Source organism: Amycolatopsis camponoti (assembly GCF_902497555.1).
GTDB classification, from domain to species: Bacteria; Actinomycetota; Actinomycetes; order Mycobacteriales; family Pseudonocardiaceae; genus Amycolatopsis; species Amycolatopsis camponoti.
In genome coordinates this window covers 2113350-2129840 of sequence record NZ_CABVGP010000003.1, presented here as the reverse complement: position 1 = coordinate 2129840, position 16491 = coordinate 2113350, and the positions used below count along the sequence as shown (strand labels likewise).

The 16491-nt window shown below is 72.1% G+C and carries 13 protein-coding genes and 1 other RNA gene; 2 read left to right on the top strand and 12 right to left on the bottom strand.

Features of this window, described 5'->3' with window-relative positions; translation table 11 throughout:
* The 12 genes from AA23TX_RS51265 to AA23TX_RS46835 form a co-directional block, all read right to left on the bottom strand.
* On the bottom strand, positions 1–2408 hold a 2408-nt coding region (locus AA23TX_RS51265; RefSeq protein WP_439328810.1), incomplete at its 3' end, for a hypothetical protein.
* Positions 2409–2504: 96 nt separating this feature from the next.
* The gene (locus AA23TX_RS46885; protein WP_155549298.1) at positions 2505–3506 is read right to left on the bottom strand and encodes a C40 family peptidase; all 1002 of its coding nucleotides are present in this window, start codon (positions 3504–3506) and stop codon (positions 2505–2507) included.
* 2 nt (positions 3507–3508) lie between these two features.
* The gene (locus AA23TX_RS46880) at positions 3509–4111 is read right to left on the bottom strand and encodes a hypothetical protein (RefSeq protein ID WP_155549297.1); all 603 of its coding nucleotides are present in this window, start codon (positions 4109–4111) and stop codon (positions 3509–3511) included.
* A gap of 3 nt (positions 4112–4114) precedes the next feature.
* Positions 4115–6193: a magnesium transporter gene (locus AA23TX_RS46875; RefSeq protein ID WP_155549296.1), complete on the bottom strand. Its 2079-nt coding sequence runs from the start codon at positions 6191–6193 to the stop codon at positions 4115–4117.
* Between the two features lie 106 nt (positions 6194–6299).
* On the bottom strand, positions 6300–9302 hold the full coding sequence (locus AA23TX_RS46870; RefSeq protein WP_155549295.1) for an ATP-binding protein: 3003 nt from the start codon (positions 9300–9302) through the stop codon (positions 6300–6302).
* A 3-nt stretch (positions 9303–9305) separates the two neighbouring features.
* A complete protein-coding gene (locus AA23TX_RS46865; RefSeq protein ID WP_155549294.1) occupies positions 9306–9785 on the bottom strand; it encodes a hypothetical protein in 480 nt (159 codons plus the stop codon).
* Positions 9786–9794: 9 nt separating this feature from the next.
* Positions 9795–10061, bottom strand: coding sequence for a hypothetical protein (locus tag AA23TX_RS46860; protein ID WP_004562703.1), 267 nt, complete (start codon positions 10059–10061; stop codon positions 9795–9797).
* A 453-nt stretch (positions 10062–10514) separates the two neighbouring features.
* Positions 10515–11372, bottom strand: coding sequence for an SCO6745 family protein (locus tag AA23TX_RS46855; RefSeq protein ID WP_155549293.1), 858 nt, complete (start codon positions 11370–11372; stop codon positions 10515–10517).
* 116 nt (positions 11373–11488) lie between these two features.
* Positions 11489–11893, bottom strand: an RNA gene (gene rnpB, locus AA23TX_RS46850) — RNase P RNA component class A.
* A gap of 202 nt (positions 11894–12095) precedes the next feature.
* A complete protein-coding gene (locus AA23TX_RS46845) occupies positions 12096–13343 on the bottom strand; it encodes an NAD(P)/FAD-dependent oxidoreductase (RefSeq protein WP_155549292.1) in 1248 nt (415 codons plus the stop codon).
* Complete coding sequence (locus AA23TX_RS46840) at positions 13340–14146, bottom strand: 4Fe-4S domain-containing protein (RefSeq protein WP_155549291.1); 807 nt, start codon at positions 14144–14146, stop codon at positions 13340–13342. Before AA23TX_RS46840 ends, AA23TX_RS46845 begins: the two co-directional genes overlap by 4 nt.
* A gap of 8 nt (positions 14147–14154) precedes the next feature.
* A complete protein-coding gene (locus tag AA23TX_RS46835; protein ID WP_155549290.1) occupies positions 14155–14823 on the bottom strand; it encodes a DUF4142 domain-containing protein in 669 nt (222 codons plus the stop codon).
* Between the two features lie 237 nt (positions 14824–15060).
* Here AA23TX_RS46835 and AA23TX_RS46830 point away from each other — a divergent pair, with 237 nt between their 5' ends.
* Both AA23TX_RS46830 and AA23TX_RS46825 read left to right on the top strand, forming a co-directional pair.
* Positions 15061–15639: a sigma-70 family RNA polymerase sigma factor gene (locus AA23TX_RS46830; RefSeq protein WP_155549289.1), complete on the top strand. Its 579-nt coding sequence runs from the start codon at positions 15061–15063 to the stop codon at positions 15637–15639.
* The gene (locus tag AA23TX_RS46825) at positions 15636–16484 is read left to right on the top strand and encodes a zf-HC2 domain-containing protein (protein WP_155549288.1); all 849 of its coding nucleotides are present in this window, start codon (positions 15636–15638) and stop codon (positions 16482–16484) included. The genes AA23TX_RS46830 and AA23TX_RS46825 overlap by 4 nt, the downstream gene beginning before the upstream one ends.
* Positions 16485–16491 lie beyond the last annotated feature (7 nt).

Here is a 16491-nt window from a genome sequence, read left to right as displayed (position 1 = left end):
TGGGAGCTGGTGGGGTGCGGCTGGGGTGCGGGTTGGTGCTGAGTAGGCGCCTGCGGTGACTGCTGCGCGGCGGGCGGTTGCTGCTGGGCAGGCGACTGCTGCGCAGCCGCCGGTTGCGCGCTCGCCGGTTGCTGCGCGGCAGGCGGTTGCTGCTGGACCGGCGACTGCCGCGCGGCGGGCGGTGCCTGCGCGACGGACGGTGCCTGCGCGGCCGGTGACTGCTGCGGGACCGGCGACTGCTGCGCGGCAGGCGGTTGCTGCTGGGCCGACGACTGCTGCGCAGCCGCCGGTTGCGCGCTCGACGGTTGCTGTGCGGTCGGTGGTTGCTCCTGGACCGGTGCCTGGTCTGCCTGCTGCGGAGCCGGCAGTTGCTGCCGGACTGGCGACTGCTGCGGCTCCCGGGCTGCGGGCGGTTGGTGCCGAAGTGCTGAAAGTGGCGCGGCAGACGGCGGCTGCTGGACCGACGGCCGCGGCTGCTTGGCCGGCGGATGCTGAGCTGACTGCTGTACCGCAGACGCTTGCTGCTGAGTCGCCTGCGGTGCCACAGGCGACTGGTGAGCGGGCTGCTGCACCGCAGTCGATTGCTGCTGATTCGATTCTTGCGAACCAGCAGGTCGCTGCACAGCAGACACCTGCTCCGGGGCCGACGCCTGCGGCTCCTGCTGCACTGGAGCCGGTTGCACGGCCGACGCCTGCGGCGACTGCTGCTGCACTGTGGCCGGTTGCTGTTCTACCGCGGGCGATTGCTGCTGGTCGGGCGACGGAGCGGCAGGTTGCTGCTGGCTCGGTGGCTGCGGACCGTCAACGGGCTGCGGCGAGGTCGGCGATTCCGACTCCCGCGCAACGAACGGCTGCTGCCCCTCGGCAGGCGACTCGGGCGCGGCAGCCTGCTGATCCGGCGCCGATTCCGACTCGGGCGCAACGAACGGCTGCTGCCCCTCAGCAGGCGGCTCTTGCGCTGAAGGCGGCTGGTGCATCTCCGATGCAGCCGGTGCGCCCAGCTGCGGCTCACCAGCCGACTGCGGTTCCGCCGGGGGTTCCGCTGGCTGCTCCGGCGCTTGCGTGGCTGGGACCGCTGCCTCAGCCCCGGACTCCGCGCCATCCCGGGGCTCAGGCCCAGCAGCATCCCGCGGCTCAGGCCCAGCGCCGTCCTGCAGCCCCGACCCAACGGCCTCCCGCGACTCAGGCACAGCACCATCCTGCGGCCCTGACTCGAGGCTTTCCCGCAGCTCGGGCTCAGCACCGACCCGCGACTCAAGCCCGGCACCGTCCCGCAGCTCGGGCCCAGCACCGTCCCACGGCTCGCTCGCAGCGCTGCCCTGCAGCTCGGGCTCAGCACCAGCCCGACGCTCAGGCGCAGCGGCACCCTGCAGCTCAGGCTCTGCCGATGAAGACTCAGCTGCTTCGGGCTGGACCACATCCCGTCGCTCGTGTTCTGCAGACACGGATTCAGCCGCTTCCCCCGGCCTCACCTCCACCGCCGCCTCAGGCTGGGTGGTCTCACCCCGCTCCGGCGCGGACTCGACCGGCTCCGACGCCTCGGCCCGCAACACAGACTCGGCCTGCGACACCTCAGCGGCGGCCGTCTCCGACGGCAGCGGCGTCACTTCCGGCTCGGCCGGCTGCCAGCCGGTCTCCACCGGCTGACCGACGTCGATCGACGGCTCCCCCGGCGCAAGCGTCTCCTCGACAGGAGGCGCGGGAACAGCACGCTCAACGCCGGCCTCCGGAGCCGCATGGCGGGGCGCTCGCTCCTCCGCCGGCCGACGCCCCCGGTCCGGCGCACCGGGCTCCTGGCTCCAACCCACCCCCGATGCCGACTGCCCCCACCCGGGAGGCTGAGCCGGCTGCTGCACCGTCCGCCACACCGGGGCCGGCCCGATGTTCATCGGTGCCGGCGCCTGGTCCGGGCGCGCTCCCGGGGGCGGGGGCGTCGGACGGGCCGCCGGCCGCGGGATCGGGTCCAGCGACGACACCAAGACCGACGTGTTCTCCGGGTCCTCGACCTTCCGGCCGCTGCGCTCGCGGTAGACCATCTCGCCGTCGGCGTCCATCTCCACCAGGTAGCCCGCCTCCGCGAGCTGCTCCTCGTCGAGGTCCGCCAGTCTCTCGTAGCGCGAGGGCACCACGCGGTAGATCGGCCAGGCCAGCGACGCGTGCTCGGCGTGGAACTGGGCCAGCAGCGCCGCCATCTGCTGCTGCCACGGCAGCGACATCCCCTCCGCCAGCGACCTGGGCAGCACCACGTACCCCGCGTCGACGCCGGGATAGCCCTGGCTCAGCTGGTCGGACAGGGGCGTGCTGGACGCGGGGCGCGCCGACTGCCGGGGCGGCTGGGGCGCGCCGAACAGCCCCGCCGGGTCCTGGCCGGCCCCGGCTTTGCCTCGCTTGCCGAACTTGCGTCCCACGTGCTCATCCTCTGCCAGTACGCGGCCACCTGCTCGTGGAAGCGCCGCGACGTCGGGTGAATCGGCCGATTCGTGTCAAGGCCCTCGAGACCCATGCTAAACGCCGGGGCGGACGGCCTGCGGCACCACTTCGGCCTCGTCGAACGAGAACGGCCTCGTGTGCACCGGGACGCCGGTCTGCTGCGCCTCGACGACCTTGCCGTCGCCCAGGTACATCATCACGTGGTGGATCGTGTCCGGGTTCGAGGGATCCGTGGCGAGGAACAGCAGGTCACCGGGCTGCGCCTCGCGCACCGGCAGCAGCGCGCCCGCGTGGTACTGGTCGCGCGAAACCCGCGGCAGGATGATCCCGGCCGACTCGTACGCGCGCAGCATCAAGCCCGAACAGTCGTACGAGTTCGGGCCCGTGGCGCCCCACACATACGGCTTACCCTGCTCGCCGAGAGCGAAACTGATCGCCTTCCCGGCGGCCTCGCTCGGCGGCAGCAGCTGACCCAGCCCGGTGCCGCAGGCGACGACGTCGACGACCTGGCCGACGTTCTCCACCAGCGTCGCCGCCATCGGCTCCCACTTGTGGTAGCGGTCCGGGAACCCCGAGCGCTCGACCTTCTGCGCCGCGTCGCCCGGGCGCATGTTCTCCCAGTCCGGGACCGCGAGCAGCACGTCGTAGAACTTGTTGACCGCGTAGGTCGGGTTGGTGACCTCGGCGACCGAGCCCCAGCCCATCGACGGGCGCATCTGGAAGATGCCCTGGGAGTCGCGGTCACCGTAGGTGAGGTTGTGCAGCCCGGACTCGGTCATCCCGGCCTGGATCGCGACCTGCCACCCGCGCGGCGCCAGGGACCGCTGCTTGCCGATCGTGATGATCAGCGCGACGATGCCCTTCTGCTCGTCGTCGAGCTTGGACGCGTCGACCGTGCCGCGCTCGCCCTCGCCGGGCTGGGTCGGCCCGACCGAGGCGTCGCAGCTCATCAGCGACACGCCCCGGGCCTGCGCCTGCTGGTTGTCGACGACGACCTTGGCGGCGACGGCGGTGACGATCAGGGCACCGATCGCGACGAACACGATCAGCCCCAGCCACAACCCCAGCCGCCGCACGCTCAGCTCGCCTGGTCGTAGTCGGCGACGCGCCAGCCCGCGTTGGTGTTGACGACCGTGATGGCGAGCTTGGGCCCGTCGGTCGGGATCGTCAGCTGCACCGAGCTGGTGTAGGACGTCCCGACGACCGGCTCACCGGTGACCTTCGTCGCCGGGATGTTCGCCGGGTCGACCGACGACATCACCGGCAGGTACTCCTCGGTGGTGAAGGGTTTCAGCTTGGCGAGCCACTGGTCCGAGGTGATCCCGGCCGGGTGGTCGACCCAGGCCGCGGCCCACTCCTTGGCGACGCGGACGGCGTCCCCGTTCGGCGCCGCCGTGGTCGGGGTGGCCAGCGGCGCGGACAGCCGCGTCGGCAGGTTCGACGTCGGCACCGGCGCCGCGACCCCGGGCGGCGGGGTCGCCGTCACCGACGTCGTGGTGCCGGTGGTGGGCGAGGCCTTGGCCTGCGGCTTGCCGACCACCTTCGGCAGCACGATGCCGAGCGCGGTGACCAGGATGGCCAGGAAGACCAGCGTCCCCATCAGGTGGCGGGGCGAGCGCAGCGGCCAGCCCCACAGGCGGCGGTAGACAGCGGCGCGGCCGCGGTTGGTGCGGATCGGCATCGGTCACCGCCCCATGGCTTGGTCGGTGTCCCGCTCTTCGCGGACCTCGATGCCGCGCGACGGCCGGTACAGCACGAAGACCGGCTTGCCCGCGACGACTTCGGGGTCGACGCGGCGGGGCTGGGTCCGCACGCCCGGCGTCCGCGGCACGTCCTGCGGTGTGTAGTCGCTGAAGCCGGACTCGGGGGTGCGCAGGTCGGACGGCACGACGACGGGCTCGGGCTCGTCGTTCCAGCGGCGGTCGGCCACCGGGGAGGTGTCGACGCGCCGGCTTTCCTCCCGGCGGAGCGTGGGACGACCACCGGCACCGACGACGACGTAGTCGCCGGGGTCGCCGTTGGCCGGGTTGTACTGGCCGTAGACCGGGGAGCCGGGGCGTCCGCCGGCGGGCAGCGCGCCCGCCGCACCCCCGCCGATCGCCCCCGGCCAGGCCCCGGACCAGGCGGCGGCCGGGCGGCCGGCGCCCGAGGTGTGGTCGAGCCGCTGGGAGTTGGCGAAGATCGTGGCCTCCGGCCGGAAGCGGCCACCACCGGCGGTGGCGCCGAGCGGACCGCGCTGCTCGCCGTCGACGACGTCGTCGGTCTCGCGCACGTTCTGCCAGAACTCGTCCTGCGGCGTCGGGCCGCTGCGGTTGCGCTTGAAGCGGGAGAAGATCCCGCCACCGGGCGACGGCACGGCGGCGCCGACCATGCTGACCGACATCTCGACCATCTGCCACAGGCGCCGGACGGGCCGCCCGACCATGAACAGCAGCACGGTGATGAGCCCGGCGAGGACCATCTGCGTGAGCATGTTCAGCGAGTTCCCGGCGTCGAAGATGGCCTGCAGCAGCAGCGCGTGCACCCCGGCGAGCACCGAGAGCACGACGAGGTTGAACGCGACCCCGCCGGCGACCTTGAGCACGCGGCGCAGGATCTCGGGGTGCAGCAGGGCGACGAGCCCGATCAGCGGCGCGGTGAGCGCGAAGAGGCGGATCAGGACCTGGGCCAGGAGTACGGACGCCTTCGCGAGCAGCTGGAAGAGCGAGTAGACGAGGGCCTGGCCGAGGGAGAGGAAGCCGGCGCCGGTGCGGCCGCCCGCTTCGCCGGTGAAGTAGCCGGTGGCGGGGCCGAGCTTGGTGGAGATGTCCTTGTAGGCGTTCTTCTTGCCGTCGATGACACCTTGGTTGGCGTCGTCGCCGTTCACCAGCTGGTTGCGGGTGAACGCCTGGGCGTCGAGCAGCGGCTTGCCGAACTGCTCGGCCTGCGGCGCGTTGGTGGTGCCGAACTCCCCGCGCAGCCAGTTGTTGTAGACGATCTGCGTGTGGAGCTGGGTGGGCAGGATGTCGCGGACGATCCGGTCGCCGCTCTCGTCCACGAAGCCCGCCTGGATGTTCGTGGTGGTCTGGACGATCGCTTTGTCGATCGGGTCGAAGTAGCGCAGCATCGCCAGTGACGACGCGGCCAGCCAGATCCCGGCGAGTGCGTAGAGCGCCCGTTTGCTGACCGCGGCCAGGTCACCCCGCCAGATGTTGCGGAACATCATGATCGACAGGATCAGCGCGACCAGGCCGAACAGCTGGGCGTAGATGTTGTTGTAGACCTTCTCGGCGCCCGACTTGACCGCGGCGTAGATCGGGTTCAGCAGGCCGCCTTCGAGCACCGTGTAGTGCAGCGAGTTGGTGGCGCCGACGATGTTCTTGCCCAGGTTGAAAAGCTGGTTGCCACCCCAGGTGTCCAAAGTGGATCCCGCCGGGGTGAGGTTCAGCCCCGAGCAGTTGGTCTCGAAGGTGTTCCAGACCATGCCCGCGTAGCTGTAGTCGATGTACGCGCTGTTCGGTTCGCCGTGGCCCTCCGGCGGGTCGATCGCGCCAACCATGCCCGCCCCCGGACGCTCCGGGTTCGGCGCCTCACCGCAGGCCGCCGCGCTCGCCGCGGGCGCCGTGGCGATGGCCTGCAGGCCGAGCACCAGCATGACGGCGAACATCGTCGCCTTGCGGCTCGGGACGCGGCGCGCTTTCGGGCCTTCCTTGATGCGGCGCTTCAGCGCGTGCCACGCGGCGGCCAGCGTCAGCAGCACCGCCAGCGTCAGCAGGGTGTTCATGCGGCACCCTCCGCGGTAGCCCGCGGGGGTACGACCGCTCGCGAGGAACGGCGGGCCCGCCCCTCGCAGCCGGGGGCGGTGCGGCTACTTCGGGTCCGGGCGGCGGTCATGCGGCGTCCCGGCCGGTGCCGCCCTTTCCACCCGTGCGGGCGTGCTGCTGCCCGCCGTTGCCGTTCGGGGAAACACCGCCGTTTGGCGAGACACTGCCGTTCGGAGAAACGCCGCCCTCGACCTCGCCGGTTTCGGAGGCCAAGGGATCGGGCGCGCCCAGGAGGTTCTCGTCGGCCAGGCCGACCTCCAGCTCCGCCGCCAGCTCGAAGTCCTGCTCCAGCTCGATGTCGTCCTCCGGTGGGGACGCCACGAACGGCCTCTTCTCCTCCGACGGGAGCGCCAGCTCGTTGCCCGGGCGGCGCGGGGGCGATGCCGCGTCCTTCGAGCCCGGGGTCGTGTCCATGACCGCGCGGAGGTGGTCCAGGTGCGGCCCGGAGAAGTCGACGCGGATGCGTTCGACCCCGCCCGCGCCGTCGCCGAAGATGAACTGGCGGGGCTCGACGTCGCGCTCCAGACCGCGCTGCTGCGACCCCGGACGACGGCCCAGGGCCGCCACCACCTGCTCGTACCCGACCCCTACCGGGACCTTCAACAGCCGCAACGCGTCCGCCTGGGCGTCGTCGTCGTCCAACCGGCCCACGAACACCGAGTCCAGCAGGGTCACGAAACCCTGGATCTTCAGGAAGTCCGCCGGGATCTGGGACGACAGCAGGACACGGACGTTCCACTTGCGCGAGTCACGCGCGAAGCGGTTCATCAGCACCCGGCCGGTCGGGACCTCGGACAGGAAGAACGCCTCGTCGATCCAGACGCCCTTGCGCATCTCCTTCGGCTTCTCGTACACCGACCGCTGGGTCAGCCACGCCGCCAGGTTCAGCATCTCGACGCCCAGGGACTCCGCGTCCGTCCAGTACTCGCGCGGGACGCCGTCCTTGGGCAGGGTCAGCCCGGCCATCGTCAGGACCGTCAGGCGGTCGTCGCGGGTCTCCGCGTACGGGTCCGCGTCCGTCTCCGGGATCAGCAGCGCCATCCGCTCGCGCATCTCGTCGAGGAAGTCCGCGACGACACCCGCGTGCTCGTGGTGTTCCGAAGAATCCCGCCGGAGCGCATCGATTACCTGGCCCGGATCCGCGTCGAAGCGGCCGCCGACCGTGCGGACCGCGCGCAGCAGCACGATCCGGGTCTGGGCCATCCGCGAGACCTCGTACGGCAGGACACCGGTCAGGACGTCGAGCACGAGACGTCGTCGCGTCGCGCCCGCGAGGGCTTTCTCGCGGCGCCAGGAGCGCTCCGGGTCTTCCTCGTCCATGAAGTGCTCGATCAGCGGCTCGGCGACCACCCGGTACGGGTTCAGGATGCCGGGCTGGGCGTTGAGCAGGTTGATCGGCCGCGCGTACGGGCGCAGCTCCGGCAGGTCGCACAGCCGCGACAGCGGGCCGGACGGGTCGAGGATCGTCCAGTTCGCGCCGGCGCGCAGCGTCTTGTAGACGATGCCGCCGCCGAGGAACGACTTACCACCACCCAGGCCGGCGACCATCGCGGTCAGGCCGGAGCCGTCGCGGATCTCCTGGGCCATCCACGGGTCCCAGGCCACCGGGCGCCGCGTGGCGGTGCACGTCTCGCCGAGCAGGATGCCGCGGCGGTCGCCGACCTCCGCGGTCGCCGTCGGGACCGCCGAGGACGCCCAGACCACCGACCCGCGGCGCATGTACGCCGCCGAGGCCAGCGGCTCGCCCGGGATGAACTCCCGGGCCATCGCGTACTGGGCCTCGGGGTGCTCGATGGCGATCTTCGGCTTGTAGAGGTCGAGCAGCTGCTGGGCCAGGCGCAGCGCGTCGCGCTCGGTCGGGCCGGACACCGCCAGCCGCCACCACGAGCGCACGCGGGTGGCGAGCGCGGTGAAGCCCGACGTCATCTCGTCGTCGATCTCCAGCACGCGCCCGGCCTGGCGCGACAGCGACTGCGGCGGCTCCAGCTCGTGCTCGTCGGTGTAGTGCTTGACCTGCGAGCGCACCTTGTTCATCTGGCGCTGCAGCTCGCTGGCGACCTCCTCGGGCCGCCGGACGTAGATCCGCGCCGACACCTCGACCGCCGCCGGCAGCCGGTCGGCGTGCTGGATCCACGGGTCGTCGACCTCGGGGATCTGCAGGCCGTGCATCTGCCCGACGGTGAGCACGGCCAAGTGCCGCGACACCCCGGCGTTGGAGCCGGTGCGGCCGCGGACGGTGACCGTCGGCGCGTACGGGTCGGCGTAGTAGTCGGCGGCGTCGGTGAAGCTGGCCAGGTCCTCGGGCTCCCAGGCCGCGCCCGGCACGGCGGGCATGTTCCGCGGCGCGGGCAGGCCCAGCGAGCACGAGCGGTGCATCAGCCAGGACATCTCCTCGGCGTGCACCGGACGGCCTTCCAGCCCGGCGCTGCCGATGACCTGGTCGAGGTGCTCGACCTCGGAGTCGAGCGCGCTCAGCTCGGCGTCGACGGCCTCGGGCAGGATCTTGCGCAGCACGGGCGCGGCGCGTTCGACCGCGCGGTCGACCATCCGCCGGGTCTGCACCTGGACGCCGATGTAGACCTCTTTTTCGGCCATCGAGCGGCCCATGAGCTGCTGCTGCTCGCCGATCAGGTAGTCGTCGAACGACAGCGCGCCCGGGACGTCGCCGGGGCGGCCGTGTGCGTTGTAGACGTGCGCCTCGGCCCACATCCGGATCGGGTACGGCCGGTTCGTCACGCGCAGGTGCAGCCAGCGGCCCTGCAGCTCGGCGTACTGGCCGGCGATGGCCGCGACGAGGTCGCGCCGCTGCGAGTCCGAGCGGAACGACCAGCGCTGCGGCGCCAGCCGGTACCACGCGTAGACCTCGTAGCCCGTGCGGACCAGGTGCCCGTCGATGCTGCGCACCGCGATCGAGGGGGTGTACGCGGGGATCGCCTGCTCGCCGGTCAGGCGACGGCCGTTGCCGCCTCCCGAGCCGTTCCGCGCCGCGCGGACCTGCTCGGGCGGCTGCCACGCGCCCGAGTGCGCGTCCCGACCCCGTTTTCCTCGGCTACCGCCGCGACCGAACAACGACTACCTCCCGGCCCGAGCCGCGTTGCCGCGGCTCCGGCGCGCTCGTGGTGTTCCCTGGACCCCGGCACCCGGCGGCCCGCCGTGGTGCTGGTACTGCCGCTTCCGGCGATGCTTCGGCAGCGGGCGCTCGGCCCGTACCCGGACGCGGCTGGCGCTGACCGCGCCGCCCGTGCCCGTGGTCACCTCGCGGGGGGTGTTGAGCTCGCGCCCGGCCATCGAGACCACGGTGCCCAGGGGCCGCTCGTGGCTGATCTTGGCCGTGAGCAGCCGGGTGATCGCGATGGTGGCGATGAACGCCCACGCCGTCGAGAAGAACCCGAAGCTCCACCCCGCCCAGCGTTCGACGCCGAGGACGACGAAGAACGCCGGGATGCCGATGAGCCACGCGACGTAGCGGGCTCTCCAGGGAAAAGTCGCTTTCGGCGGGCCGAGCCACACGGCGTCGACCCGGTAGACCTCGTCATCAGTCCTGATCCGCACGCCGCCGCCTCAGCCGGTGAACAGGCCGGCGATCCACTGGCCCACGTTCACGCCCGCGCCACTGACCGCGAGACCGATGATGGCGAGCGCGATGACCACGCCGGCGAGCCGCCGCATGACACCGGCGTTGTCGCCCTTTCCGCCACCCAGCCAGAGAAGCAGGAGGGCGACGGCCAGCAGCACCAGGGGGATGACGTTGTCGAGCAGCCACTGGCGCACGTTTCCCGTGCCCAGCTCGCCGGCGGCCAGCGTGTCGAGGGTGGTCAAGGTCATCATCGCGTTACTCCCGGTGCGCGGTGGGGCCCGCGCGGCTCTGGCTCAGGCGGTGCTTCGAACAACATCATGGCGGCTACGAGGGGTAGTGGTCAAAGCGCGCTGCGTAGACGACGGCTGGGTTGTCAACCGGTGTGGCGCGCACGGCGCACGAAAACTCCACGCCCACCATCATCGCGGCAAGGGCCCTCGGGTTAAAGCCCGGGCACCCATACTTCTCAGTGTGCTGACGAACTCACCCCATTGCTCGGGATTTGCTCACTGTGGGTACTTGCACCGAGGCCGTTGTGCGGCCTGGGACAGTGTGACATGACCCGAACGGCCCCGTCGCGCGAGTCCGCTCCGTTACCGTGGTTCGGCCGGTGGGCACCCATGTCGATCTTGACGGCTCGCGCTGTCCGTCACACGGCGCTCAAAACCTCACACGCTTTTCACTACATAGCGTGATCTTGGGCTTCAGGCGCGGCGCTGGGCGAAAACGCCCTTCGGGAACGCACCGGCCGCGACCACGCGGCGGGTGAGGTCCCGGCCGAGCTCCTCCAGCCGGGCCAGCTTCTCCGCTCCGAGGTGGTCCCACGGGCCCCTCGCGGCGGCTTCGGTGGCCGCCTCGACGCGGTCACGCACCGCGACGCCTTCGTCGGTGAGCGCGCCTTCGCCGTCGAGGATCCCGCGGTCGCGCAGGCGCTGCTCGGCGGCGGTCCACTGCTCGTCGCTCCAGCCCCGCGTCAGCTTGGCCGCGTCGACGGTGAACCCGGCGCCGGTGGCCACGTGGGTGACGAGGGCTTCCACGCCGCTCAGGCCGTTGAGGAGGAGGGCGGCGATGTGGCCGTCGCCGCGGTGCTCGCGCAGCAGGGTGATGGCGTGCCAGAGCGCGAGGTGCGGCGGCTCCGGCCAGTCCAGGCCGGCGTGCGCGGCGTAGAGGGGGCGTCCTTCGGTCGTGCAGCCGGCGGTGGCCTCCCGGGCGAGGTCGGCGGCCTCGACGACCTCGTCGCTCTTCAGCTCGCCTTCGCCGAGGAGCCGGGTGAGGGCCCCGTCTACGCCGTCGAGCCGCGCTTCGAGGACCTGCTCCGGCGTCGCGAGGGTCCAGGCGCGCGGGATCACGCGGGCGACGACCTCGGGGTTGAAGTTGTAGAAGGTGGCGGCGACGACCTCGGGCCCGACCGGTCCCATCGCGGCCGAGCGGCCGGCGAAGTAGGGCATCCGCCCCGGCCGCAGCCCGATGCCGGTGAGCGCCTGGTCCACTTCGGGCGCGAAGTACGCCAGAGCGTGAAGGGAATCGAAGGCCGACTTGAACCGCTTCTCGTCACCCGCCATAGCGGCACCCTACTACCGGGTAACCACCGGCGGAACCTTCTGCCAAGACCGGTCGTGAGTGAGAAACAGGGTTAGAACACGGTTTCTCACTCACGACGGCCGCGGCAGAAGCGAGGCGGACGAGCCGGCATGTAAGCCGGATCCTGTTCCCGGGTCGCCTCGCGGCTCACCGGGCGGCGGCCATCCATCTCGGCCTGCCGTCGCCGGCAGGCTCCAGCGGCCTACCCGCAGGCTCGGACGGGCCGTCCTCGAACGCCTGCGCAGGAGCTCGCGCTCCCTCTTGGCCTTGCTCCGGGTGGGGTTTACCCAGCCGCCCCGGTCACCCGGGACGCTGGTGGTCTCTTACACCACCGTTTCACCCTTACCCCGGCCCTCGTGAAGCACGCGGGCCGTGGCGGTCTGTTTTCTGTGGCACTTTCCCGCGGGTCACCCCGGGTTGCCGTTAGCAACCACCCTGCCCTGTGGAGTCCGGACTTTCCTCGGACCGGGTCGCCCCGGCCCGCGACCGCCCTGCCAGCTCGTCCGCGGCACGAATGGTAGCCCAGCGCCCGGCCGCGGCCGGGCCGTGGTCGCGGACGGGCAGCACGGCGGCCCGCCACGGCCACGAAGCCGAGCCACGCTCGCGGGGACGAGCACCGGCCATCGCGGGGCCGCGCGGCAGGACCGGCGGCGACGGGCGGAGGCGCTCGCCGCACCACGGCCGCGGAACCGAAATCCCGGGACTCAGTAGCCGGCCGCGGCGCGGCTGTGGTGACGGGGCCGCTCGGGTTCCGGGGGCCGCTGCGGCGGGACGATCGACGGCGCCGAGCGGCGGGCCAGCTCGGCCGTCCAGTGCAGCACCGCGGCGGGGCTGTCGAGGCCGATGAGCCCGACCAGCTCGCCGCCCGAGACGAAGCCGGTGATCGGGCGGGTGCCGGCCACCGGCGACTCCAGCAGCACCGTGTCCGTCCCGAGCATGGGCCGGCCGGCGACCTGGATCCGGACGCCGTGCTGTTCGGACCAGTAGCGCGGCACCGGCGTGTACGCCGGCGAACCCGACGGCCCGGCGAGCAGGTTCTCGGCCGCCGCGCGGCTCATCTCCACGGCGTTGAGCCAGTGCTCGTCGCGCCGCGGCGTCGCGTCGTAGCGGAGGTTGGGCCAGCGGGCGACGTCGCCGGCCGCGACGATCGTGTCCGAGCCGACGACGTGGCAGGTGGGCCCGCAGACGACGCCGTCGTCGAGCGGCAGCTTCGCGCCGCGCAGCCAGGACACCGCGGGCACGCTCCCGACGGCGACCACGACGCAGCCGACGTCGATGGCGCGGCCGTCGGCGAACTCCAGGCCGACCGACGTCGTCCCCGGGTGCCACCGGCGGATGGTGGTCCCGAGCTCCAGCCGGACACCGCGGGCGGCGTGCAGCGCCGTGAGCCAGTCGCCGATCTCGGGGCCGAGGACGTCGGCCAGCAGTGCCCGCGACCGGCCGATGAGGACGACGTCGCGGTCCATCTCCCGCAGGCTCGAAGCGACTTCGCAGCCGATGAAGCCGTCCCCGATCACGGCGACCGGGCCGGAACTGGTGGCAAGCGCACGCTGGAGGGCCGTGGTGTCGGACAGGGTCCGGACGACGACGACCCGCGGGTGGCCGTGCGGCGCGCCGGGCATCCGGCGGGGCTCGACGCCGGTGGCGATGATCAGGCCGTCGTAGCGGAGCTCCTCGCCGTCGAGGTGGACGACCTGCCGGTTCGGCGACAGCGCGGTGACCGGCGTGTCGAAGTACCACTCGGCGTCGACCTCGAGCGGGTCGGCGAGCAGGGTCTGAGCCCGGCTGACCGCGCCGGTGAGCAGGCTCTTGGACAGCGCCGGGCGGTGGTAGGCGATGTCCGGCTCGGCGCCGAAGACGACGACCTCGCCCTCGAACCCGAGCTCGCGCAGCCGTTCGGCGGCCCGCAGGCCGGCGAGACCGGCTCCGGCGATGACGATGCGTTCGCTCACGAGGTGGCTCCCAACAGGTGGATGGCTCGCATGGGACAGGCGCGCGCGGCCGCGCGGACGTTCGGCGTTTCCCCGGCTCCCGGCCGTTTCTCGTACTCCAGCTGCCCGTCGTGGCCGAGCTGGAAGACCCCCGGCGCCTCGGACTGGCAGACGCCGTAGGCGTGGCAGCGGTGGCTGTCGACGTCGATGCGCAGCGACGCGAGCTCGGGTTCTTCGGGCGCGGGCTCGATCAGCCCGGCCCGGACGAGGGCCGAGGTGGGCAGCACCCGCAGCGCGGACAGCACCACCGGCGGCACGAGCAGCGTGATCCCGGCGAGCCAGACGACCGAAAGGTGCCCGCTCGAGATCGCGCCGAGCCAGGCGTGCACGGCCAGCAGCCCGATGGCGAGGTAGCCGAGCTGGTGGAAGCGCAGCCAGCGGCCTTCGCGCTTGCCGCGCCGCAGGCCCGCGGTGATCGACACGGCGATGACGAGCTCGAGGCCCGCGATGCCGAGCGCGTGCCGGGGCGTGCCGTCGTAGAACGGGAGCAGCAGGTCGGCGACGCCGAACGGGTCGTCCTCGAGGAAGAGGAACGTCAGCCCGTGCAGGGTGCCGGTGGCGAGGGTGAACGCGGCGAGCAGGACGTGCCCGGCGCGCAGCGCGTCCTGGCCGCTGAACCGGCGGACCCAGCCGGTGGCGGCCAGCACGCCCCAGCACAGGGTGAGGCACATGCAGAGGTAGGTGAGGCGGCCGGACAGCGCGGCGGCCTGGGCGATCCCGGTGTCGTGCGGCGACACCGGGAACAGCGCGGCGGACGGGGACATGGACGGGCTTACCTCCGGGTGCGCGGCTGGGTCCTGCCGGGGGTTCCGAGCAGGCGGAGCAGGCCGAACGTGGCGACGGCGGCGAACGCCACGAAAGCGGCCCCGAAAGCGAGGTCCCCGCCACCGAGGGTGTCGTCCTCGGTGGCGGAGACGAGCAGGGAAGTGGTCTCGGCGAGCCCGGTGCTCTCGAGGAGCGTCAGGTGCCCGAGCGAGGTGTCGACGGCGGTCTGGGCGAACGCGCGGACGTCGTCGTCGCGGGTGCCGGCGCGGACGTCGGAGGCGAGCCCGAAGAGGGACCCGTACTCGGCGCGCAGGCGGTTGACGTAGGCGCGGTCGAACGCGTCGCCGGAGTCACCGGACAGCTCGCCGGCCCACCGGCGTTCCTGCTCGGTCGGCTCGGCGGGGAGGGCGATGGCGAGCCGGTCGGCGACCGCGCGCAGGGCGACGTCGAGGCGGGCCTGGTCGTCGGCGATGCGGACGGCGACCGCGCGCACGCGCCGGTTGGTGGCGCGCTCGGCGGCGAGCCTGCTCGCCGGCGTGGCCCACAGCGTGTGCTGCTTCAGGCGCGCCAGCAAAGTGCGGTCGGTCTGCTGCAGCTCGCCGGCGGACGCGGGCAGGGCGCAGCCGAGCACGAGCGCGGTCGTGGCGGCGAACAAGGCCACGAATCGGAACGGCATCCCCGTTGTCCCTTCGTGAAGAACGTCTCACCGGGGGTTACGGAAGAACGGCGTTCACCGGTTCTCTTCGTCACCTTTTAGTGACTGTGATGTAAATCACAAGACACAATTTGAACCCCCTCTGCGGCGCGCATGGCCTAATGGGGCACGGAAACTAATGCATATGGCCTATTAAGTGCTTTTGCGCTACGCTCCGATGGCCCCACGGTCCGCCAGTCAGGTGAGGTTGCGAGCTTTATGGAAGCACTGGGCAGAGAAAGTCTCGGTCACGTCGGCCGCACTTCGTCCGCAACGGCGGTCGAAGCACGCCCCGACACGGGAGACGACCTCGTCCCGCTGCTGTACAAGGACTTCCGCGCCACCTTATTTTCGCAGGTACTGGCCCTGACGAACCACGACCGGCAGTGGACCGAAGACGTCGTGCAGGAGACCATGATCCGCGCGTGGCAGCACTCCGGCACGCTCGAACGCGAGCCCGGAATGCTGCGCGGCTGGCTCCTCACGGTGGCGCGCCGGATCGTCATCGACGGCTGGCGAAATCGCCGGGTCCGCCCGCAGGAGGTCGCTCTGGAGATCCCGGAAAACGCCGAGTCCACCGATCGCGCGGACAGTTCGTTAGCCGCACTAACGATTAGCCGGGCAATGTCGGCACTGGACGAGAAATATCAGTCCGTCATCGCCGAGACATATCTCGCCGGAAACACCGTCCGGCAGGCGGCGACAATTCTGGGAATTCCTGAGGGAACCGTCAAATCGCGGTTGTACACGGCGATGCGGCAATTGCGTAAAGCGCTCGGGGAAGTGACGGTGCGATGAGGGCGAGGCACCGCGACGCCGCGGCTTACGAACTCGGCGTCCTCGACGATGCGGGAGAGTTCGAAACCCACCTCGCGGAGTGTCCCCGGTGCCGCGAACTGCTCACCGGCTTCCACCCGGTGTCCGCGGCGCTGGCGGAGGCGGCCCGGCTCGGCTACCTGCCGGGCGGCGGTTCCCCTCCCGGTGGTCCCCCGGTCTCCGGCGGGCCGGTCGGTGCCGGTGCCCCGGCTTCCGGTGGTTCCGGCTCCCCGGCCCTCGGTAGTCCCGCCGACCACGGTTTGCCCGCCTCCGGTGGCTCCGCCGATGCCGGTGCCCCGGCCTTCGGTGGTTCTCCCGGTGCCGGTGCCCCGGCCCTCGGTGGTCCCGCTGGTGCCGGTGCCCCGGCTCCCGATGGTTCTCCTGGTGCCGGTGCCCCGGCCTTCGGTGGTTCTCTCGGTGCCGGCGCCCCGGCCCTCGGTGGCCCCGCTGGTACCGGTGTCCCGGCTCCCGATGGTTCCCCCGGCCCCGGTGCCCCGGCCTCCGGCAGCGTCTCCGCCTCCGGCGGCCCACCGGCTACCGGCGACCCGGTCCCCGGCTCCACCCAGCAGCGGCCCGGCGCGGCCGGCGTCGGCTACCCGCCGCCGAGCGAGGGGTCCGCCCGGCGGCGAAAGCCGTGGGTGTTCTCCCGCCGGCGGGGGATGGTCGCCGGCGTGCTCCTGCTGGGCGGGACGATCGTCTGCGCGGCCCGGCCGGCCGTCGCGAGGACCTGGTCCGCTTTCGCTGCGTCCATCGTCTCCCCTGCTCAGGTTGTGGCCGGTACCGGCCATGACCTGCGGGATCTCCCGTGGTCAGCCGGTTTCCAGTAGTCTGCCC

Excerpts from the sequence above, each read along its gene's own strand:
- AA23TX_RS46880 (WP_155549297.1), bottom strand. The coding sequence starts at position 4,111 with ATGCCGATCCGCACCAACCGCGGCCGCGCCGCTGTCTACCGCCGCCTG.
- AA23TX_RS46875 (WP_155549296.1), bottom strand. The coding sequence starts at position 6,193 with ATGAACACCCTGCTGACGCTGGCGGTGCTGCTGACGCTGGCCGCCGCG.
- AA23TX_RS46860 (WP_004562703.1), bottom strand. The coding sequence starts at position 10,061 with ATGATGACCTTGACCACCCTCGACACGCTGGCCGCCGGCGAGCTGGGC.
- AA23TX_RS46855 (WP_155549293.1), bottom strand. The coding sequence starts at position 11,372 with ATGGCGGGTGACGAGAAGCGGTTCAAGTCGGCCTTCGATTCCCTTCAC.
- AA23TX_RS46840 (WP_155549291.1), bottom strand. The coding sequence starts at position 14,146 with ATGTCCCCGTCCGCCGCGCTGTTCCCGGTGTCGCCGCACGACACCGGG.
- AA23TX_RS46835 (WP_155549290.1), bottom strand. The coding sequence starts at position 14,823 with ATGCCGTTCCGATTCGTGGCCTTGTTCGCCGCCACGACCGCGCTCGTG.
- AA23TX_RS46830 (WP_155549289.1), top strand. The coding sequence starts at position 15,061 with ATGGAAGCACTGGGCAGAGAAAGTCTCGGTCACGTCGGCCGCACTTCG.
- AA23TX_RS46825 (WP_155549288.1), top strand. The coding sequence starts at position 15,636 with ATGAGGGCGAGGCACCGCGACGCCGCGGCTTACGAACTCGGCGTCCTC.